Origin of the sequence: Brachybacterium sp. (assembly GCF_052095815.1) — a bacterium.
Classification (GTDB): domain Bacteria; phylum Actinomycetota; class Actinomycetes; order Actinomycetales; family Dermabacteraceae; genus Brachybacterium.
This window is the reverse complement of the sequence record NZ_JBQDLF010000036.1, coordinates 25,366-45,101: the sequence shown is the minus strand read 5'-3', so window position 1 is coordinate 45,101 and position 19,736 is coordinate 25,366. Positions and strand designations below refer to the sequence as shown.

Annotated in this window: 16 protein-coding genes; 6 read left to right on the top strand and 10 right to left on the bottom strand. The window is 70.2% G+C overall.

Going from position 1 to position 19,736, the window contains the following annotated elements; genetic code table 11:
- Positions 1–105: 105 nt before the first annotated feature.
- On the bottom strand, positions 106–408 hold the full coding sequence (locus tag ACTH43_RS13625; protein WP_345080488.1) for a DUF4193 domain-containing protein: 303 nt from the start codon (positions 406–408) through the stop codon (positions 106–108).
- Positions 409–693: 285 nt separating this feature from the next.
- On the opposite strand from ACTH43_RS13625, the gene sepH reads away from it, so the two are divergent.
- Positions 694–2,004 (top strand): septation protein SepH, encoded by a 1,311-nt coding sequence (gene sepH / locus ACTH43_RS13620; protein ID WP_441445443.1) that lies wholly within the window; start codon positions 694–696, stop codon positions 2,002–2,004.
- A gap of 36 nt (positions 2,005–2,040) precedes the next feature.
- On the opposite strand, the gene ACTH43_RS13615 is transcribed toward sepH, so the two are convergent.
- The 3 genes from ACTH43_RS13615 to ACTH43_RS13605 are packed head-to-tail and all read right to left on the bottom strand — an operon-like array spanning position 2,041 to position 6,545.
- Positions 2,041–3,159, bottom strand: coding sequence for an alkaline phosphatase family protein (locus ACTH43_RS13615; protein ID WP_441445442.1), 1,119 nt, complete (start codon positions 3,157–3,159; stop codon positions 2,041–2,043).
- Positions 3,160–3,213: 54 nt separating this feature from the next.
- Entirely contained in the window at positions 3,214–3,789 is a 576-nt protein-coding gene (locus ACTH43_RS13610; RefSeq protein WP_441445441.1) for a DUF5998 family protein, read from the bottom strand.
- 41 nt (positions 3,790–3,830) lie between these two features.
- On the bottom strand, positions 3,831–6,545 hold the full coding sequence (locus ACTH43_RS13605; RefSeq protein WP_441445440.1) for a bifunctional acetate--CoA ligase family protein/GNAT family N-acetyltransferase: 2,715 nt from the start codon (positions 6,543–6,545) through the stop codon (positions 3,831–3,833).
- Between the two features lie 102 nt (positions 6,546–6,647).
- Here ACTH43_RS13605 and ACTH43_RS13600 point away from each other — a divergent pair, with 102 nt between their 5' ends.
- The 4 genes from ACTH43_RS13600 (at position 6,648) to ACTH43_RS13585 (ending at position 12,032) form a co-directional block, all read left to right on the top strand.
- A complete protein-coding gene (locus ACTH43_RS13600) occupies positions 6,648–9,104 on the top strand; it encodes a DNA gyrase/topoisomerase IV subunit A (protein WP_441445439.1) in 2,457 nt (818 codons plus the stop codon).
- A 132-nt stretch (positions 9,105–9,236) separates the two neighbouring features.
- Positions 9,237–10,382, top strand: a complete 1,146-nt coding sequence (locus tag ACTH43_RS13595) for a hypothetical protein (RefSeq protein ID WP_441445438.1) — start codon at positions 9,237–9,239, stop codon at positions 10,380–10,382.
- A 4-nt stretch (positions 10,383–10,386) separates the two neighbouring features.
- Positions 10,387–11,265 carry a D-hexose-6-phosphate mutarotase gene (locus ACTH43_RS13590; RefSeq protein ID WP_441445437.1) on the top strand — a complete coding sequence of 293 codons (879 nt, stop codon included), beginning with the start codon at positions 10,387–10,389 and terminating at the stop codon, positions 11,263–11,265.
- A 458-nt stretch (positions 11,266–11,723) separates the two neighbouring features.
- Positions 11,724–12,032, top strand: a complete 309-nt coding sequence (locus ACTH43_RS13585) for a hypothetical protein (RefSeq protein WP_441445436.1) — start codon at positions 11,724–11,726, stop codon at positions 12,030–12,032.
- Between the two features lie 111 nt (positions 12,033–12,143).
- Here ACTH43_RS13585 and ACTH43_RS13580 read toward each other — a convergent pair whose 3' ends face one another.
- The 6 genes from ACTH43_RS13580 to ACTH43_RS13555 are packed head-to-tail and all read right to left on the bottom strand — an operon-like array spanning position 12,144 to position 19,194.
- Positions 12,144–14,072 (bottom strand): hypothetical protein, encoded by a 1,929-nt coding sequence (locus ACTH43_RS13580; protein ID WP_441445435.1) that lies wholly within the window; start codon positions 14,070–14,072, stop codon positions 12,144–12,146.
- A gap of 1 nt (position 14,073) precedes the next feature.
- The gene (locus tag ACTH43_RS13575; RefSeq protein WP_345080515.1) at positions 14,074–14,784 is read right to left on the bottom strand and encodes an ABC transporter ATP-binding protein; all 711 of its coding nucleotides are present in this window, start codon (positions 14,782–14,784) and stop codon (positions 14,074–14,076) included.
- On the bottom strand, positions 14,781–15,344 hold the full coding sequence (locus ACTH43_RS13570; RefSeq protein WP_345080518.1) for a PadR family transcriptional regulator: 564 nt from the start codon (positions 15,342–15,344) through the stop codon (positions 14,781–14,783). Before ACTH43_RS13570 ends, ACTH43_RS13575 begins: the two co-directional genes overlap by 4 nt.
- 54 nt (positions 15,345–15,398) lie before the next feature.
- Positions 15,399–16,298, bottom strand: a complete 900-nt coding sequence (locus ACTH43_RS13565; RefSeq protein WP_441445434.1) for a metallophosphoesterase — start codon at positions 16,296–16,298, stop codon at positions 15,399–15,401.
- Positions 16,295–17,080 carry an imidazole glycerol phosphate synthase subunit HisF gene (hisF, locus tag ACTH43_RS13560; RefSeq protein ID WP_441445433.1) on the bottom strand — a complete coding sequence of 262 codons (786 nt, stop codon included), beginning with the start codon at positions 17,078–17,080 and terminating at the stop codon, positions 16,295–16,297. The genes ACTH43_RS13565 and hisF overlap by 4 nt, the downstream gene beginning before the upstream one ends.
- Positions 17,077–19,194 carry a DNA gyrase/topoisomerase IV subunit B gene (locus tag ACTH43_RS13555; protein ID WP_441445432.1) on the bottom strand — a complete coding sequence of 706 codons (2,118 nt, stop codon included), beginning with the start codon at positions 19,192–19,194 and terminating at the stop codon, positions 17,077–17,079. The genes hisF and ACTH43_RS13555 overlap by 4 nt, the downstream gene beginning before the upstream one ends.
- A gap of 178 nt (positions 19,195–19,372) precedes the next feature.
- Here ACTH43_RS13555 and ACTH43_RS13550 point away from each other — a divergent pair, with 178 nt between their 5' ends.
- Positions 19,373–19,591, top strand: a complete 219-nt coding sequence (locus ACTH43_RS13550; RefSeq protein WP_441445431.1) for a DUF7455 domain-containing protein — start codon at positions 19,373–19,375, stop codon at positions 19,589–19,591.
- Positions 19,592–19,736: the final 145 nt, after the last annotated feature.

Below are 19,736 nucleotides of genomic sequence, written 5' to 3'. Positions count from 1 at the left end.
CCAGGACCCAGGACCCAGGACCCACGATGCGCCAGCCCGTAGAACGACGACGGCGCCACCTCCCGGTCGGGAGGTGGCGCCGTCGTCGTCATGGGACGAGCAGGATCACGCCGCGGCGCACTCCTTGCAGATGATGAGAGTGCCCTCGACGTGGTCGATCTGGCTGCGGTGCTTCACGAGGAAGCAGCTCGCACAGGTGAACTCGTCCGCCTGGCGGGGCAGCACCCGCACGGAGAGCTCCTCGCCCGAGAGATCGGCACCGGGGAGCTCATAGGAGTCGGCGGCATCCGCCTCGTCCTCATCGACGGTGGGGGTCGCCGCTTCGTTCCGGCGACCCTTCAGCTCCTCGATGGAGTCGTCATTCGATTCGTCGTCGTTCTTGCGCGGGGCGTCGTAATCAGTGGCCATCTACGGTCCGTTCCTGGTTGTCATCGGGGTTCATCCGACCTGGGTGGCTGGGGCAGTTCCGCGCCGGTGAGTCCTCGCGGGCCACTTCTGGTCGGCCCGGGTCTCAACGCTGAATGCGGCGGCATTATTGCAGAGCGGCCTGCGACTCACAACACGGCGTCCACCGCAGCCCGCAACACGCCGACGCCCGCACCCCCGGGAACCGGCACCGCGGGGCCGTGCACGATATGGTCACGGCCTAGACTTCTGCATGCAAGCGACCAGGCTCCGACGGAGAGGACGACGATGCGCGAGCTCGAACTCGACGGGATCCATGACGACGGGGAACATCTGCTCCTGGTCGACTCCGACGGCGAGCGGTACACGCTGCGCATCGACCGGGCGCTCCGGGCGGCGGTCCGTTCGGACCGCCCGGCCCTGAACATGATCCAGGCCGCGGACTCCACCCCCGTCCGTCCGCGCGAGATCCAGGCGATGCTCCGTTCCGGCCGCAGCGCCGAGGACATCGCCGACGCCTCCGAGATCCCGCTCGAGCGAGTGCGCCGCTACGAAGGCCCGGTGCTCGCCGAGCGTGAGTGGACCGCCTCCCGTGCCCGCACCTTCCCCGTCGGCCGCGGGGGTCCTGCACTGCAGGACGTCGTCGCCGAGCGGCTCGCCGCCCGGGAGGCGACCGGGGAGACCGCCTGGGACGCCTGGCGGCGCCAGGACGGCACCTGGACGCTCGAGCTGACCTTCTCCGCCGGCGGGCGCACCCGGCAGGCGCACTGGGTCGCCGACATCGACAACCGCACCGTCTCGCCGGTGGACGATGAGGCGCGCTGGATCAGCGACGAGGACGCGCCCTCCGAGCCGTCGCGCGGCCGGGGACGGCTCCAGGCCGTCAAGAGCGCGGTCTACGACCTCGAGGCGGACGGGTCGCTCGAGGGCAGCCCGGCGGCGCCCTCGCGCGCCCGCGGCTGGAATGCACGCCGCACCGTGGCCGAGGACCACCCCTCGGTCGACGATCACGCCTCCGTGATCGACGACCAGGAGCTCGATGCCCTCAACGCACGTCGCGGCCTGCGCTCCGTGCCGCGCCCCGACGATTCCGCGACCGTCTGGTCCGGGCTCGACGAGGACTCCCAGCCCGAGCCGTCCGAGACGGACCTCACAGCCCAGTCCGTCGAGTCGGGACACGCCGACGACGACGCCGACCTCGAGGCGCTGGAGGAGCACTCCACCCAGAGCGATCACGAGGACGACCTCACCGCGACCCCGGAGTCCGACGGCACCGACGAGGACCAGGGCGACCTGGATCCTGAGGCAGGGCACACTGCCGACACGGCCGAAGACGAGATCCAGTACCAGGACACGATCGATCTCACCCCGCTGCCCGGATTCGACGCCGTCGGTACGGTGATCCCCGGCGCCGCGGGCGCGGAACCGGCGGAGAGTTCAGAGGGCTCAGGTAGCTCAGCGAGCTCAGAGAAGCCTGCGGGAGACGCCGCGGGCACGCCATCGAAGAGCACGAAGAAGCCGCGACCGAAGAGCAAGCGCGCCTCGATGCCGAGCTGGGACGAGATCGTCTTCGGGTCGAACGGCTCGAAGCAGGACTGAGCCCGAACAGGGCTGGGCCTGAGCTGGAGGGGTTGCTCAGACCTCGGTGTGCAGCAGCGGCACCCAGGACTCGGCCGCGGTGAGCGATCCGTGCACGCCGACCATCTGCCGTGCGGAGTCCGGTCGCCGGGAGAAGTCGTCGACGCTCCAGCGTCCCCGGGACAGCACCAGCACATCCGGGACGCGGCCCGCGACCCGCTCGGTCACCTCAGCTCCGGCCGGTCCCAGCAGGGCGCTGGCGAGGATGTCCTCGCGCGGCAGCACCAGGGCCCGCTCCCCCAGCAGCGTTGCGAGCTGAGCCGCGAGCTCCTCAGCCGCACCGTCGCCGCGGACCGCATGCAGCGCCAGCGCGCGGGCCTCGCCTGAGACCTCATGGATGAGGCGCAGGATCTGCGGGTGGTCCGCGAGGTCCGTGGTGAGCTCAGGTGACGTGTCGACCATGCCGTGGTCTGCGGTGAGGTGGATCCGGGTGCCGCGAGGCAGTCGCCGCAGCAGCGTCCCGATCAGGGAGTCCACCTCGGCCAGCGCGTCACGCCACTGCATGGAGTCGACCCCGTGGCGATGTCCGGCGTGGTCGACGTCATCGACATGGAGATGCACCAGCCCGTCGGCGCCAGCGCGACGCAGGGCGGCACGGACGACGTCGACACGGTCGGTGCGCCCGTGGCCGAGGAACTCCCAGCCCCGGTAGGCCACGCCGCTCAGATGGGAGCCGGCGTGCTTGCTCGGCCCCACCTGCACCGCCCGGCGAGAGCCGGAGCCGACCAGGGTCGGCAGCGGCATCCAGGCACGCGGGTCGATCCAATTCGCTCCGCTGATCTGATTGAGGCTGCGGCCTGTCTGCGGGTCGTAGGTGAGATAGCCGAGGACCCCGTGCTCGAGCGGTGCAGCGCCGGTCTGCAGCGAGACCATGGCGCTGGAGGTGGTCGAGGGGGCCACGGTGCGGATCCGCTGGGTCTGCGCCTCCAGGCGACGCAAAGTCGGCGTGAGCGACCGGTGCTCACGCAGCAGATCTGCGCCGAGCCCGTCGAGCAGCACCACGAGGTCCCGGCCGGGCTTCGGCTTCTCGACCAGCGGGCGCAGGACATCCAGGAGGCCGGGCCGTGCGCCGCCGGTGAAGGGCGGCGGCAGCAGGTCGGCGGGCCAGTCCTCCATCGCTCCGGGTGCGTCGCGGTGGCGGGGTCCGGGACCTGTGGCACGCACGCCGGCTCAGGCCCCGACCGCGTCGATCGCGTCGATCAGCTGGTCGTGGAAGGCCAGGGCCTCCTCGACCGCGCCGGCGCCATCGGCCAGGGCGCTGACCCGCAGGGCGAGATCCGAGGGGGCGATGGTGCCGGTGTACCCATGATCCAGCTGGCAGCCGGGGTCCTCGCACACTGCCCGCTCGAGGTCCAGGCGGCGGCTGCCGTCCCAGGTGATGCCCAGGGTGATCTCGGACTCCCGGCCGGGGTTGAGCTGCCCATCGGTGTCGAAGACCTGCGAGAGGCCGGTCGCGGTGATCCGCTGCAGCCGGATCCGCTCGGTGGTGGAGACCACCTGGCTGGGGTTGAGCGCATCGGCCGGATCGTCATCGAGGTGTGTGATCAGGAGGTGCGTGGGGGTCAGCACCACGACGGTGAGGTGGCGGCGCACCTCCGGCCCGTCGAAGGTGGTCTCGGGCCGCACCAGATGGGCGACCGGAGCGCGGCCTCGCAGCGAACGCTCCAGGCTCTGGGCTGCCGCCTGTGGGAAGTACCCGGCGGTCTCGAGAGCCTTGAGTAGATCGGTGGGAAGTGCGGTGGTCATCCCGTCATTGTTCCACGCTCCGACTCGATGGGCGGCGCGGCTCAGGACCCCGGTGGGCCGGACAGCGTGCGTCGGGCCCCATCGGTGCGGTTGGGCGGGGGTGCCAGCCGTACCCGGGCACCGATCACGGTGAGGCCGTCCTGCGCCACCAGCACCGGGTACAGCTCGAGGGAGGCCACCTCGGGAAGGTCCTCCGCGAGCAGGCCGATGCGGACCACCAGATCGGCGAGCGCCTCCCGATCCGCCGGGGGCAGGCCGCGCATTCCCCGGAGCTTCACGGCCGTGGCGGGAGCGTCCACCAGCCGTGCCGCGGCGCTCTCGCTGAAGGGCGGGATCGCATAGGCGATGTCATCGAGCAGATCGGTGGCATCCCCCGCCACCGACAGCGAGACCACCGGGCCGAGAGAGGGATCCTCGACGCTGCGCACCACCATCGGCACCCCGGCGGGGGCCATCGCCTGGACCTCGAGCGGTGCGCTCGAATAGGACAGGTCACGGCGCATCGAGTCGACGGCGTGGCGCAGCTGGACCGCGTCGGGGATGTCGAGCCGCACCCCGCCGAGATCAGCGCGATGGCGCAGCACGGGGTCCGTGGACTTCAGCGCGACCGGATAGCCGATCTCCGCCGCCTGGGCGAGGGCGTCCTCGGCATCGGTGATCCGGCGGCTGCTCAGCTGGTCGATGCCGTAGGCGGCAAGCAGCGCGGTGATCTCGGCGGTGGAGAGATCCACGGCGGACGCGGCGGGCGAGGGAGTCAGCGCTTCCACCAGCTCCCGGGCCGCCGCGCGATCGATGCCCTCCCGCTGGGCCGGCTCCGCGTCATCCACCTCGGGACGCAGGGCGGCCGCGAGCATTCCTGCACCGGCGCGCACCACCGCGTAGGGGGTGGCGTGCACCGGCGGCAGCGAGAGGTCGGCGCGCACCGCCCGCTGCACCTCGGCGAAGCGGTCCTCGGTGGTGACCAGGCAGACCAGGAGCACCACCTCGGAATGACGGGCCACGATCGACATCTGCCGCAGCACCTCGGTGATGTCGGCCGTCTGCGGGTCGATCATGCCGGCGATCACCAGGTCGACCTGGCCCAGCGCCGCCATCGTGGTGAAGGCGCGCTGGATGAGGCGCGGATCCGGGGAGAGCGGAACGCTGTGGTTCTCCGCGACCACGTCGAAGCCGGCTTGACCGGCGGCCCCGCTCAGGGAGGCGCCGAGCGCGGCCGTGTTGGAGAGCAGCCCTACTCGTCGGCCGAGCGGGAGGCCCTGCCGTCCGATCGCGTCGACCACGTCGAGCAGGTGGTCCACTCCCGTTGCCTGGACCACCCCGGCCGAGTCGAGCACCTGGTCCATGGCGCGACGGGGCAGGGTCGAGGAGCGCACGTCGTGACCGGGCGGCAGGTGTGACTCGCTGCCGGGGGGACGCAGCACGATCAGCGGGGTGCTGCGCGTCAGCCGGCGCGCGATCCGGGTGAACTTGCGAGGGTTTCCCATCGATTCCAGGGCCAGCCCGATGACGCCGACCTGATCGTCGTCCTCCCAGTGCTGGAGGGTGTCGTTCAAGGAGACGTCCGCGCGGTTCCCCACGCCCACGAACTCGTGCAGGCCGATGCCTCGGGCGTCGGTGCCTGCCAGCAGCATCGCTGAGAGCGCACTGGACTGCCCGGCGAGCGCGACCGTTCCGGGCTGCGGCATCCGAGGGGCCAGCGAGAGGCTGATGGCGTCTTCCCCGGTGCGCAGGAAGCCGAGGGAGCCAGGGCCCAGCAGGCGCATGCCGTGGCGGCGGGCGCGGGCCACCAGCTCGCGCTGCAGCAGGCGGCCTTCGTCGCTGTCGGAGAATCCCTCGGTGGGGATCAGGACGCTGCGCACCCCGATCGCAGCGCATTCGTCGATCGCGTCCAGGCAGGCTTCGGGACGCAGCGCGATCACGGCGAGGTCCACGGTGCCCGGCACATCACCCACTCTGGCCCAGGTGCGGTGCCCCCTCAGCTCGAGGACATCACGGGCGATGAGGTGCACGGTGCCGCCGTAGCCCGAGTCCTCCAGCGCGGTGAGGAAGCGGCCGCCGGCGGAGTCCGCGCGGGAGGAGACGCCGATCAGCAGCACCGACTGCGGGTGCAGGAGCCGTTCCATGGCCCTCGCCTCGGCGCGGTGCTCGCGTTCCGACATCACGGCGAGAGAGCGGACGGTGGGGTCGATCCGGAAGGAGACCATCACCACGCCGTCGTCGAGCACCCGGGTGACGTCGAAGCCGGTCTCAGTGAAGACCTTGATCATCTTGGTGTTCTGCGGGAGCACCTCGGCGGTGAACTCGTTGATGCCGCGCTCGCGGGCGGCGGCCGCGAGATGCTCCAGCAGCACCGAGGCCAGGCCCGTCCCCTGCCGGGAATCGGAGACGTTGAACGCCACCTCGGCGGAGTGCGGCTCGGTGCGGTCGTAACGGCCGACGGCGACGATCTCCGCACCGACCAGCGCCACCAGGGCCACCCTGTCGGCATGGTCGACGTTCGTGAACCGTTCGAGGTCGCGGCGGGACAGCTTCGGCATCGCGGCGAAGAAGCGGAGGTACCGGGAGTGCTCCGATTGCCGTTGATGGAAGTCCTGGAGGGCGTCGGCGTCGGCCGGCAGGATCGGGCGCAGGTGTGCGGCGGAACCGTCGCGCAGGGCGATGTCCGCCTCCCAGTGAGAGGGATAGCTGGGCTCGTGCTCATCCTCGGGCCGGGCACGGCGGCGCAGTGACCGCAGGCCGTCGCGTCTTTCCGCCATGGCTGGATCCTATCGTCGAGTTGCGGGGAGTTGACGGGATTCACGTCCCTTCAGGTGACCGGCTCCCGGGATCATGGCCGGTCATGCGCCATGATGTTCTCCATGGCCCGATCACGCAGCACCAATACGCCCGCCGGTGAGGACGCGGTCGACGAGAACATCGTCGACATCGATGTCACCAGCGAGATGGAGTCGTCGTTCCTCGAGTACGCGTACTCGGTGATCTACTCCCGGGCGCTGCCCGATGCGCGCGATGGGCTCAAGCCGGTCCAGCGCCGCATCCTCTACATGATGGCCGACATGGGCCTGCGGCCCGAGAAGGGCCATGTGAAGAGCCAGCGCGTGGTGGGCGAGGTGATGGGCAAGCTCCATCCCCATGGCGACACCGCGATCTACGACGCCCTGGTGCGGATGGCGCAGAGCTTCAACATGCGCCTGCCGCTGGTGGATGGACACGGCAACTTCGGCTCCCTGGACAACGGACCTGCCGCCCCGCGATACACGGAGGCACGGCTCGCCAAGGCGGCGCTGCTGATGACGGACTCGCTCGGCGAGGACGTCGTGGACATGATCCCGAACTATGACAACCAGCTCCTCCAGCCCGAGGTGCTGCCCGCCCAGTACCCGAACCTGCTGGTGAACGGGGCCTCGGGGATCGCCGTGGGGATGGCCACGAACATGGCGCCCCACAACCTGGTGGAGACGATCGCCGCCGCCCGGCATCTGATCGATCATCCGGAGGCGGAGCTGGACGAGCTGATGCGCTTCGTGCCGGGTCCGGATCTGCCCACCGGCGGCCGGATCGTGGGGCTCGAGGGCATCCGGGATGCCTATCGCACAGGACGCGGGTCCTTCAAGATGAGGGCGACGACCCGGATCGAGAACGTCACCTCCCGCCGCAAGGGCATCGTCGTCACCGAGCTGCCCTACCAGGTGGGTCCGGAGCGGCTGGCCGAGAAGCTGCGCGATGCAGTGCAGGCCAAGCGGGTCCAGGGCATCACCGACTACCAGGACCTCACCGACCGCCACCATGGCCTGCGACTGGTGCTCACGGTGAAGTCGGGCTTCGACCCCGAGGCCGTGCTGCAGCAGCTGTACCGGTACACGCCGCTGGAGGAGTCCTTCGGCATCAACAATGTGACCCTCGTCGAGGGGCAGCCCCGCACGCTCGGCCTCAAGCAGCTGCTCGAGGTGTTCGTCGATCATCGGCTGCGGGTGGTGCGCCGCCGCACCGAGCACCGCCTGAGCAGGCACCAGGCCCGCCTGCATCTGGTCGAGGGTCTGCTGCTGGCGATCCTCGACATCGACGAAGTGATCCAGATCGTCCGGCAGAGCGATGATGCCGAGACCGCACGGACCCGCCTGATGACGGTGTTCGACCTCTCCGAGGTTCAGGCGGAGTACATCCTCGAGCTGCGGCTGCGACGGCTGACGAAGTTCTCCCAGATCGATCTCGAGGCCGAGCGCGATGACCTGCGCCGGGAGATCGAGAAGCTTGAGGAGATTCTGGGCTCGGATGCGGTGCTGCGTGCGCTGGTGTCCGACGAGCTCGCCGCGGTGGCCGCCGAGCACGGGGATTCCCGCCGCACGGTCCTGCTCGAATCGGCGGAGAAGCCGGTGATCTCGGCCGCCGGCTCCCTCGAGGTGGCGGATGAGCCGTGCCACGTGCTGCTCACCGGGACCGGACTGGTCGCGCGGGTCACCGGTGAGGGCCCGGTGCTGCGCGAGGGCGCCCGCAGCTCCCATGATGTGGTCGTCTCCCAGGTACGCACCACCACCCGCTCGAGCGTCGGCGTGGTCACCGACAGCGGCCGCGTGCTGCGGCTGTCGGTCGTGGATCTGCCCTCGCTCGCACCGACTGCCGGGGCGCCCTCGCTCGCCGGCGGGACGCGGCTTGCGGACCTCATCGACCTCGAGCGCGAGGAACGCGCGCTGGGGCTGATCCGGCTCGGCGAGGACGATCTCGCGCGGGGCGGGGCGATCGCGCTCGGGACCCGGCAGGGCGTGGTCAAGCGGGTGCAGCTCGAGTTCCCGAAGGCCGACGGCTTCGAGATCATCTCGCTGAAGGACGGTGACACCGTGGTCGGGGTCGTGGACCTCGAGGAGGACGAGGACCTGGACCTGGTCTTCATCACCGCCGAGGCGCAGCTGCTCCACTTCCCCTCCTCCGGGGTCCGGCCGCAGGGCCGCAGCGCCGGAGGTGTGGCCGGGATCAAGCTCGGCGCCGGCGACCGGGTGGTGTCCTTCGGGGTGATCGATGTGACCGCCCCGGCCGACGTGGTGACCGTCGCCGGCAGCTCCGGCACCCTCCCGCTGCTCCAGAACGGCTCGCTGAAGGTCTCCGCCCTCACCGAGTACCCGCCGAAGGGTCGGGCGACGGCTGGGATGCGCTGCCATCGCTTCCTGCGCGGCGAGGACACGCTGATCGGCGCCTGGGTGGTCCCTCACCCCGCTCGCGCCTCGTCCGAGGCGGGGCAGCCGATCGATCTGCCCGAGCCCACCGGGCGCCGGGATGGCTCCGGGACCCCGGTGGCCGTCCCGATCGCCGCGATCGGCTGAGCGGTGCAGGGCGACCGAAACCGGGACGGGGTGGCGCCCATACCTCGCGGCGACCCCCATCCCTCCCCTGCCGCGGACGGCGAGTCTCGGTCTCCTTGGGGCTCGCGTCTGGAGTCACAGGAGTCTCGTGCCTTGCGCGGGAAATTCCGCTCCTCCCGGGCCTCGCGTGTGGAGTCCCGGCATATCGCCGTCGGCGTGGCCGGCGCCCTGGTGGGTCTGGTCGTCGGACTGCTCGCCCTGCGCGGGACCGTTCCGTTGGCAGGATCGGGATCGATCGGCCAGGTCGCCGCGCTGACGGTGTTGGGCTGCGGCGCAGCGACGGCCGCCCTCACCCTCTCGACCCTCACCCGGCGCTCCCTGCCCTGGTTCGGGGGCCGGCACTGGTGGCGCCGCGGGATCGATGTCCTCGGGCTCTCCCTCGTCTTCGGGATCCTCGGCCTGTTCCTCACCGGCGCCCTGTTCGGTGTGTTCCAACAAGCCTTCCAGGGCGTCGCGCTCGATCGCCTCGCCGGCACCTTCTGGGTCGCCCTTGCGGCCGGCGCCGCCGCCTACATCACCTCCGCGGCGGCGGCCTCGCTCACCGGCCGGTCCCTGGCCACCCTGCTGGCGGCATTCCTCGTGGTCGGTGTGCTCGCCAGTGCCATGAACGCCTCGGATCCCTACTGGTGGGAGCGGTACTTCTCCGAGCTCGGCGAAGGTGACGGCCTCTCGAGCTTCACCTTCAACCTCACCCTGCTGCTGACCGGGGTGGCGCTGGTGACCGTGGCCGAGTTCCTCGCCCATGATCTGGACCGCTGGGCCCGCAGCGCCGGCGAGCCGGCCTGGCTGATCACCGCCGTGCGCTCGCTGCTGAGCGCAGTCGGAGTGCTGGTCGCCCTGGTCGCGGTGATCTCCCGGACCGTGAGCGTCTTCTGGCACGACGTGGTCGCCCAGTCGCTCGTGGTCGTCTTCGCGCTCACCCTGCTCGTGGTGCCGGTGCTGCTGCGCCGGCTGCCGGGCGCCCTGATCGCCGTCACCGCCGGGGCCTTCGCCCTGCTGGTGACCGTCACAGTGCTCTACCTGGGCGTGGACTACCTGAACATGACTGCCTTCGAGATGGGGGCGGCGGCGATCGTGTACGGCTGGCTGCTGCTGTTCATCCGCACAGTCTCGGCGGCTGCGGAGGGCACGGAGGAACGGGACTCGACCCAGGCCAGAGAGTCCAGCCGCGCGGCCGCTGCGCCGGGACGGCAACCGGCTGAGTCCTCGGATCCGCGGCCCGGTGACGTGCGACCATGACGTCATGAACTCTTCAGGCACCGATGCCCCCACCACCTCCGTCCCGCTTCCCGAAGGTGTGCGCCTCGGGCAGACCCACGGGGTCGACGTCCTGCTGATCGACACCCCTGCTGCGACGGCCGAGCTCCTCTTCGACGGCGCGCACCTGACCAGCTACGTCCCCGCCGGTGAGGCGGATCTGCTCTGGATGAGCCCGGACTCCGCCTTCGGCGAGCGGGAGGCCGTGCGCGGAGGCATCCCCCTGATCGGCCCCTGGTTCGGACCGGGCCGGGACCTGGCGATGGAGGTCAAGCACGGCTGGCTGCGCAACCTCCGCTGGGATCTCGCCTCGGCCGAGCGAGAGGGCGACGAGGTGGTGCTCACCCTCCGCACCCCCGAGGACGTCAAGGCGCTGACCGCGTCCGTCCAGTTCCGCATCGGCGCCGAGCTGTCGGTGGACCTCACCCTCACCGCCGGACCCCGGCCGCTCGATCTCGAGGCAGCGCTGCACACCTACCTCGCCGTCGGCGATGTGCGGGAGATCGAGATCCTCGGGCTCGAAGGCGCTGACTTCCTCGACAACACCCGCGGGCTGGCCCCCGACGTGCTCCCGGCCGGGCCGCTGCGGCTGACCGCCGCCACCGACCGGGTCGTCGACTCCACCGCCGTGGTGACTGTCCACGATGAGAAGTCCGGCCGCCGCATCGTCTCCGCACCGCGCGGCACCGCCAAGACTGTGGTCTGGAATCCCTGGGACACGCTGGTGACCGGCATGGCCGATATCCCCGATACGGCCTGGCCCGAGTTCGTCTGCATCGAGCCTGCCATCGCCAAGGACGGCTACGTGGCCCTCGAGCCCGGCCAGTCGCACTCCATCGGCGTCACCTACCGCATCGAGCGCTGAGCACAGCTCCGCACCGCGGAGCATCTGACCAGGACCCGGTCGCCCCTCAGAGGGCGGCCGGGTCTTCGTCGTCGTGCGAACTTCTAATCAGTTGTGCTCCACCGGAGAAGGGTGGTCAACTCTCCGTATGGAGATGCACCAGCCCCCGTTCACGACCCCGGCCAGCCCGGCCGCGTCGTCGCTCGGCCTCGCCGCATCCCTCACCCGGCCCCACGGACTCACCGTGGCTCAGCGAGCGGCCGGTGGGGGCCGCAGCACCGCCGGGCACGCCGCGCCTGTGGCCGGCTGACGGAGCGCACCGCTCCGCGCCATGCCGTGCGGCCCTGCCGCCGGCACTACTGAGAATCCCCGCTGCCCGACGCACTCGAGCAGCGGGCACTCTCCTGCGCGCTTCGAGGACAGCAGCTGTCCGCAGCGCGCAGGAGACTCGATCACACGCCACTCCGTCAGGAGCCCCCATGTCCCTTCACACCACCCTCGACACCCGCAGCCCGACCACCATCCACACGACCGACACATCGGAGAACACCACCAGCCCCATCGACACCCTCACCCGCCGCGAATCGTCCCGCGCCGACACCAGCCTGCGTCGGCTCGAGCAGGTCGCCGACGAGGACGCCGTCGACACCCTGCTGAAGGGTTTCCTCGCCCGCCGACGAGCGGTGCGCGAGGCCCGTCGGCAGCAGGCCGCCCAGCAGGCGCGTCATGAGCACGAGCTGCTCGTGCAGCGCGCACTGCTCGGCACCGGCCTCTCGCACCTGCGGTGAGCACGGCGGCGTCTCTGATGCGAGCCCTCGCCCCCACCCTCGGCCCGTCCGAATCCGTTCGGACGGGCCGTGTCGCGTCCGGAGTACAGCAGACGCGCGGCGGTGCGCACGTCAGGCCCGGCGGATGTGGTCCGGTCGCAGGGGAGCACCGATGCCGATCGAGGTCAGCAGCGCGATCACCACCGCGCCGCCCGCCACGGCGAGAACCGGTCCGGTGAGGCTCTCCGCGCCGAGGTGCGTCACCATGCCCGGTTCCATACCGCGGTTACCGGTATCGACGAAGGCGACGGCGACCAGATGCCCGATCCCGAGCGCCGCTCCCCCACCGACCACCAACGGCAGCGCCACCTCGAGCCAGTGCGCACGGCGCAGCACCCCCACAGGGGTGCCGAGCAGGCGCAGCCGGGCATGCTCCTGCCTGCGCCCCATCGCCAGATCAGCCATGCCGAGCAGGAAGGCGCCCAGCCCGACGGCCAGCACCACGAGGTTCAGCAGGCGGATGGTGTCGATGGTCGCCTGATAGGGCGCGAAGTCCTCCGCCGTCCAGCCGATATGGGCGTCGATTCCCGCCGCCTGCAGCTCCGCCGGAAAGTCAGGGCGCGGGCCAGCATTCACCCTCGCGCTCACGTCGCCGAACTGCCAGAACTGCTCTTCGGTGACCAGTGCCCGCGGAATGAACAGGGTGGGTGCCGGATCCGTGTCCTGCCAGGCAGGGACTGGCACTCGAGAGAGATCATCCTCGGAGACCTCGAGCTGCAGCACGGGATCTCCGAACCCGCCGCTGCTCTCGTCGAAGTCGGTGCTGAACAGATCCACGATTCCCTGGAGCGGTACCCTCTCCTCGAACCCAGCCGCAGCTGGGATCCAGGCCGCACGATCATTCCGGCAGCCCTCCACCTCCGGTCGGAGGACGCGGAGCTCCTCGCAGGTGGTCACCATCGCACCCAGGGCGTGCTCCTGCGGGGTGCTCCCCGGGGCGACGACGTACCCGCGCGTGGAGAATGCCACCTCGCGAGCTCCACCGACCTGCTCGAGGGCACGCTCCAGATCTGCGACGGCCGCCCGATCCGGGAGCCATGCCTCGGCGACAGCTTCGACGTCTCGGTAGTGGCGCCCGGCCTGATACACCGGGGTAGCGGCCAAGACGCTGATCAGTCCCTGCCCTGCCGTCGTCACCACCACGCCGATCACCAGGGCGCCGAGCACCCTGCCGAGCACTGCGGGCTGAGACTGCAGGCGCCGTCCCGCCACGACGGTCACCGGGGATCCGACCCGGACGAGCAGGTCGGCGCTGCGCCGCACCAGCAGGGCCGGCAGCAGGATGCTGCCCAGTGCGGCCAGGCCGGCACCGCCGAGGAACAGAACGACCAGCACGGGGTTCGAGAGCCCTTGCACACTCCAGCTGAGCACCAGCATCACCAGACCCAGCACCAGGATCGCTGCCCGCCAGAGACCGGGACGTCGGTCCACCTCTCCGCGAGCCTGCTCCAGAGTCTCGCTCTGGGAGCGACGTGAGGGCATCGCGGCCCCGGCGGCCAGACCCAGCGGCACGGCGAGGGCCACCACGAGAGATCCCGGCACAACGCTCGGCGCCGGGGTCATGCCCAGCAGTGCCCCTCCGGCCCACGGAACCAGCAGAGAACCCACCGTGAGACCGACAGCTGCACCGACGAGAGCGGGAGGGAGGCTTTCGCCGATGCCCACCAGTACCCGATCGCGGCCGCGCATCCCGAGCAGGTGCAATCGGGCCGTGCGCCGGGAGCGGTCCTGCTCGGACATGCGGCCGGTCGCGGCGGCGGCGGCCAGCACGGGCAGACCGATCGCGAGGGCCACGATCCCGGGCAGGATCATCCCGACCACCTCCGACATCGCGATCCCGGGTGCGAGGCTGCGGGGCCTGGCAGCATCCAGCAGGGACAGCACCACGACCAGGAGCGCGCAGCCGAACAGGGACACGAGCAGTGCGCTGAGTGTGCGGAAGCGGCCTTGGTCGGTGGCGCGCAGGGCGAGGGTGAGCCCGAGGCGGAGGGAGGAGCGCATCTCAGCCCACGAGCTCCCCGTCGCGCATGCTCACCAGGCGGTTCAGGTGTGCGGCGACGCGGTTGTCGTGGGTGACGACCACGAGGGTCGTGCCCTGCTCCGTCACGGTGTCCATCAGGGCGTCCATCACGGTGTCGGCGGCGACTGTGTCCAGCGCGCCGGTGGGTTCGTCGGCCAGCAGCAGGGCGGGCTGGTGGATCAGTGCGCGGCCGACGGCGGCGCGCTGCGCCTGTCCACCGGAGACCTGGGCGGCGCGACGGCCTGCGACCTCGCCGAGCCCGAGACGGTCGAGCATCGCGTCGACTTCTGCCCGGATCCGTGCCGGCCTGCCGCCGAGGAGCTGGAGCGGGAGGGCGAGATTCTCGCGCAGAGTGAGTTCGCCGATCAGGTCACCGAACTGGAACACCATGCCCATCCGGGCCAGCCGGAGCTGGGCTCGATCTTTCTCCCGCATCGCTCCGAGGTCCTCGCCGAGCACCCGGAGGGTGCCCTCCCGGGCATCCAGCACGCCGGCGAGCACATGCAGAAGAGTGGACTTCCCGCATCCGGACGGCCCCATCACGGCGACCTGCTCCCCTGCGGCGATCTGCAGGTCGATGCCACGCAGCGCGGGATCCTGACCGTAGGAGACCCGTACCCCGCTCAGCTCGACGACCGTCGCAGCTCCGGCAGCGGTCGCAGCGCGTTCACGACTCTCGGAATGGGCGGTCATCGCTGCGCCCCGGTCTCGTCGGGCCGCGTTCCGGTCGTCTCCTGCCATTGCACGCGCAGCGCATCGAGCCGCTGACCGGCTTCCTGGATCCAGCGCAGATCGGCGTCGAGGTGGGTGAGCTCGTAGTCCAGCTGGAGCAGCAGCGAGGGCTCGGCACCGCGACGGCGTGCGGTCAGCTCGCGCATGCGCACCATGTGGCTCGCTCGCTGGACGGTGAGGACCTCCTGGGCGTCCCGCCCGGAAAGCAGGGCGATCGAGATCCGCACGAACAGGGTGGAGGCTGAGAAGGAGCCGGTGACCTGCGGCGTGGAGACCCAGGCATCCAGCTCGGCGACCCCGTCGGCCGTGATGCCGTAGAGCTTGCGCTCGGGCCCGGAGCCGGTCTCGACGGTGAGGATCTCTGCCCATCCCTGGCGCTCGAAGCGGGCGAGCGAGGAATAGACCTGCCCGAAGGCCAGCGGCCGCTCCGGTGCGAGGAGCTGGTCGTAGTCATGCTTGAGGGAGTACCCATAGGCTGGCGACCGATCAAGCAGTCCCAGCAGGGCGTGTGCGGTGCTCATGCGAGGACTATACACACTGCGTATACACACTGCGAATAGCTAGTAGAAGGCGGCTCACATCCCGCTGCGCATCTCCACGATCACGAGCTCACGCGGGTTGTTGACCCGCACCCCGGCGATGCTGTTCCCGAGCCCCCGGCTGATCACCATGGTGGTGCCCTGCCGCTCATGCACGCCCTCGGTGAGCGCGGGGAACAGGCCCTGATGCGGGGCGTAGAGCCCACCCACTCCGGGAATGCGCACCTGCCCGCCGTGGGCATGCCCGGAGAGCACCAGGTCAGCCCCGGTACCGGTATAGCTGTCCAGCTGCTCCGGACGATGCGCGAGCAGCACAGTGGTGCCATCCTCCGGCAGGCCGAGTCCGGCGAGCACCGCCGTCGCCTCCTGCGGGCTCTCCCCTGCCGCGGCCCGCACCCGCGGGTCATCAAGACCGACCACGCTCAGCTCGACCCCGGCGATCTGCGCCTCGACAGCCTCATTCCGCAGCACCGTGATGCCGCGAGCCTCGAGTCCCCTGATCAGCTCGTCCATGAGGGGTGAGTCCGCCTCATGGTTGCCGAGCACGAAGTACGTGGGTGCGATCGCCTGCAGTCGCTCGGTCATCGCGAGCACGCCGTCCAGCTGCGTGGTGCGGTAGTCGATGAGGTCGCCGGTGAGCGCGATCAGATCCGGCTCTGCGGCCGTGGTCGCGGTGACCACCCGATCCTGGAAGGTGCCGAACTGTGCGGCATGCAGATCGGAGATCTGAGCGATGCGAAGCCCGTCCGCCGCTGCTGGCAGTTCGTCGAGGACCACGTCATAGGTGGTGACATCGAGCCGGCGGTTGTCCCACAGCAGCCAGCCGCCGGTGGCGAGAAGCAGCAGGATCAGCACGAGCCCGATGGCAGCGAGGCGCTGCCGCGGAGGGCGGGTGGTGCCGGCTGCTCGGTCGGCGACCGAGAGCGGTGCGCTCACCGCACGGTGATCCCGTCGGCCGCCATCGCGGCCTTAGCCTCCGAGATCGTCATCTGCTGGAAGTGGAAGACGCTCGCGGCGAGCACCGCATCGGCGCCCGCGTGGACCGCCGGAGCGAAGTCCTCGGGCTTCCCGGCCCCGCCGGAGGCGATCAGCGGCAGGGTGGTCGCCTCCCGGGCGAGCCTGATCAGCTCGAGGTCGAAGCCCTGCTCAGTGCCATCGGCATCCATCGAGTTCAGCAGGATCTCTCCGGCTCCACGCTCGGTCACCTCGCGGATCCAGGCGATCGCATCGATGCCGGTGCCGCGCCGACCACCGTGGGTGGTCACCTCGAAGCCAGAACCGGAGCGTGCCGTGCCCTCGGGGGTCTCGTCGGTGACGCGGCGGGCGTCGATCGAGAGCACCAGCACCTGGTTGCCGAAACGACGCGAGATCTCGCTGATCACCTCGGGGCGAGCGATCGCGGCGGTGTTCACCCCGCACTTGTCCGCGCCCGCCCGCAGCAGCTGGTCCACGTCGCCGGCGGAGCGCACCCCGCCGCCGACGGTCAGCGGGATGAAGATCTGCTCTGCGGTGCGGCGGACCACGTCGATCATGGTGTCGCGGCCGCCGGAGGAGGCGGTGACGTCGAGGAAGGTGAGCTCATCAGCTCCCTCGGCGCCGTACCGGGCGGCCAGCTCGACCGGGTCCCCAGCATCGCGGAGATCTTTGAAGTTGACGCCCTTGACGACGCGACCCGCGTCGACGTCCAGGCAGGGGATGACTCGGACGGCGACACTCATGCGTCGATCCTCTCCATATCGAGCTCTTCGGCTCCCTCGATGATGAACTGCTTGCGCGGAGCGACGTCGGAGCCCATCAGCAGCTCGAAGACGGCGCTGGCGGCCTCGGCGTCCTCGATCCGCACCCGGCGCAAGGTGCGGTGACCGGGATCCATGGTGGTGTCGGCCAGCTGGTCGGCGTCCATCTCCCCCAGGCCCTTGTAGCGCTGGATCGGCTCCTTGTACTTCTTCCCGCGGCGTTCGAGGTTCTTGAGCAGCTTGTGCAGCTCCGCCTCGGAGTAGGTGTAGACCAGCTCGTTCTTCTTCTTGCCGCCGTGGATGATCTCCACCCGATGCAGGGGCGGCACTGCGGCGTAGACCCGACCGGCCTCGACCAGGGGACGCATATAACGGTGGAACAGCGTCAACAGCAGGGTGCGGATGTGCGCACCGTCGACATCGGCGTCCGTCATCATGATGATCTTGCCGTAGCGGGCGGCGTCCAGGTCGAAGGTGCGACCCGAGCCGGCGCCGATCACCTGGATGATCGCGGCGCACTCGGAGTTCTTCAGCATGTCCGTGATCGACGCCTTCTGGACGTTCAGGATCTTGCCGCGGATCGGCAGCAGGGCCTGGAACTCCGAGGAGCGTGCGTTCTTCGCGGTGCCGAGCGCGCTGTCGCCCTCGACGACGAACAGCTCGGAGCGCTCCACATCGTGGGTGCGGCAGTCGGCGAGCTTGGTGGGCATGGTGGAGGATTCCAGCGCGTTCTTACGGCGCGAGACCTCCTTGTGCATGCGTGCGGCGATGCGGGCGCGCATCTCCGAGACCACCTTGTCGATGACCAGGGCTGCCTGTTCCTTCTCGCCCTTCTTGGTGGAGCTGAGGAACTCGGTCAGCCGGTCCTCGACGACCTTCGCGACGATCGCGCGGATCGCCGGGGTGCCGAGCACCTCCTTGGTCTGGCCCTCGAACTGCGGTTCGTCGATCCTGACGCTGACCACCGCGGTGAGCCCGGCGAGGGTGTCGTCCTTCTCGATCTTCTCGTTCTTCGCGTTGAACTTGACCCGTCGGGCCTGGTTCTCGACCTGCTTGCGCACAGTCTTGACCATCGCCTGCTCGAAGCCGGTGACGTGGGTGCCTCCCTTGGGGGTGGCGACGATGTTCACGAAGGAGCGCAGCGTGGAGTCGAAGTCCGACCCCCACCGCAGAGCGATGTCCACCTCGCAGCTGCGCTCGACATCGGTGGAGACCATATGGCCGTTCGCATCGAGCACCGGGACCGTCTCGGTGTACGCGCCCGTGCCCTGCAGGCGGATCACATCGGTGATCCGCTGGTCCTGGGCGAGGTACTCGACGAACTCGCTGATCCCGCCGTCGTACTTGTACACGCGGGTGGCCGGCTGATCGGGTGAGGCCTCGGGCCGGAGGTCACTGACCGAGATCTTCAGGCCCGGGACCAGGAAGGCGGTCTGGCGGGAGCGGCGCGTGAGATCGTCCAGCGAGAAGTGCGATCCCTTCACGAAGATCTGAGGGTCGGCCCAGTAGCGCACACGGGTGCCGGTCACGCCGCGCTTGGCCTTGCCCACCACCCGCAGCTCCCCGGGTCCTTCCGCAGGGGTGAACGGGGAGTCCAGATCCGGTTCACCGGAATCGGCGAACTCGCCCGGCTGCCCGCGCTGGAAGCTCATCGCGTAGGTCTTCCCACCGCGGTCGACCTCGACATCGAGGCGTCCGGACAGGGCGTTGACGACGCTCGCGCCGACGCCGTGCAGGCCGCCCGAGGCGGCATAGGAGCCGCCGCCGAACTTCCCACCGGCGTGGAGCTTGGTGTAGACCACCTCGACGCCGGTCAGTCCGGTGCGGGGCTCGACATCCACCGGGACTCCGCGACCGGTGTCCCTGACCTCGACCGAGTGATCAGGGTGGAGGATCACCTCGATCGCGTCGCCGTGCCCGCCGAGCGCCTCGTCGACCGAGTTGTCGAGGATCTCCCAGAGGCAGTGCATGAGGCCCCGCGAGTCGGTGGAGCCGATATACATGCCGGGACGCTTGCGCACAGCCTCGAGGCCCTCGAGGACCTGGAGATTGCGGGCATCGTAGGCGGACTTCTTCGCAGTGCTGGTGGTGGACACCCCCCAGATCCTACGGGTCGGGGCGATGGGATCGGGGTATTGCCGCCTGCCGCGCGGCTCACAGCACGGGACCCGAAGGGGCGTGGGGAGCGGTGGGGCTCACAGGGTGTTGCGCCGCCAGCGAACCGGGGCTGTGGATACTCCCCTCACCCCAGGTCTCGATGCTAGAAATGACCTCATGAACCTTACTCTCGAAGCTCCCCGGCTCACGGCACACGACCGTTGCGACCGCTGCGGTGCTCAGGCGTACGTCAAGGTGCTCCTCGAGGCCGGCGGCGAACTGATGTTCTGCGCGCACCACGCTCGCGCCCATCAGGACGCCTTCACCAGCGTCGCCTCCGAGATCATCGACGAGACCGAGCGTCTCCATCTCAAGCCCGAGCCGATCGAGGACTGACCGCAGCAGCCGGTCGCAGAGTCTGATCGCTCCCGTTCCTCGAGAAGGGGGGCCCCCCCCCAGGGGGGGGGCCGGCGCCTCGGGGTGGGCGCCCCCCAGCCGCGGCGCCCCGCCGCCGCGCCCCCGCGGGAGGCCGGGACCCGGG

What these genes read in the sequence shown, in the direction of transcription:
- ACTH43_RS13585 (WP_441445436.1), top strand. Translation starts at nt 11,724, where the DNA reads ATGTCCCTTCACACCACCCTCGACACCCGCAGCCCGACCACCATCCAC.
- ACTH43_RS13605 (WP_441445440.1), bottom strand. Translation starts at nt 6,545, where the DNA reads ATGGCGGAAAGACGCGACGGCCTGCGGTCACTGCGCCGCCGTGCCCGG.
- ACTH43_RS13590 (WP_441445437.1), top strand. Translation starts at nt 10,387, where the DNA reads ATGAACTCTTCAGGCACCGATGCCCCCACCACCTCCGTCCCGCTTCCC.
- ACTH43_RS13600 (WP_441445439.1), top strand. Translation starts at nt 6,648, where the DNA reads ATGGCCCGATCACGCAGCACCAATACGCCCGCCGGTGAGGACGCGGTC.
- ACTH43_RS13575 (WP_345080515.1), bottom strand. Translation starts at nt 14,784, where the DNA reads ATGACCGCCCATTCCGAGAGTCGTGAACGCGCTGCGACCGCTGCCGGA.
- ACTH43_RS13625 (WP_345080488.1), bottom strand. Translation starts at nt 408, where the DNA reads ATGGCCACTGATTACGACGCCCCGCGCAAGAACGACGACGAATCGAAT.
- ACTH43_RS13550 (WP_441445431.1), top strand. Translation starts at nt 19,373, where the DNA reads ATGAACCTTACTCTCGAAGCTCCCCGGCTCACGGCACACGACCGTTGC.
- ACTH43_RS13610 (WP_441445441.1), bottom strand. Translation starts at nt 3,789, where the DNA reads ATGACCACCGCACTTCCCACCGATCTACTCAAGGCTCTCGAGACCGCC.
- hisF (WP_441445433.1), bottom strand. Translation starts at nt 17,080, where the DNA reads ATGAGTGTCGCCGTCCGAGTCATCCCCTGCCTGGACGTCGACGCGGGT.
- ACTH43_RS13615 (WP_441445442.1), bottom strand. Translation starts at nt 3,159, where the DNA reads ATGGAGGACTGGCCCGCCGACCTGCTGCCGCCGCCCTTCACCGGCGGC.
- ACTH43_RS13570 (WP_345080518.1), bottom strand. Translation starts at nt 15,344, where the DNA reads ATGAGCACCGCACACGCCCTGCTGGGACTGCTTGATCGGTCGCCAGCC.
- ACTH43_RS13580 (WP_441445435.1), bottom strand. Translation starts at nt 14,072, where the DNA reads ATGCGCTCCTCCCTCCGCCTCGGGCTCACCCTCGCCCTGCGCGCCACC.
- sepH (WP_441445443.1), top strand. Translation starts at nt 694, where the DNA reads ATGCGCGAGCTCGAACTCGACGGGATCCATGACGACGGGGAACATCTG.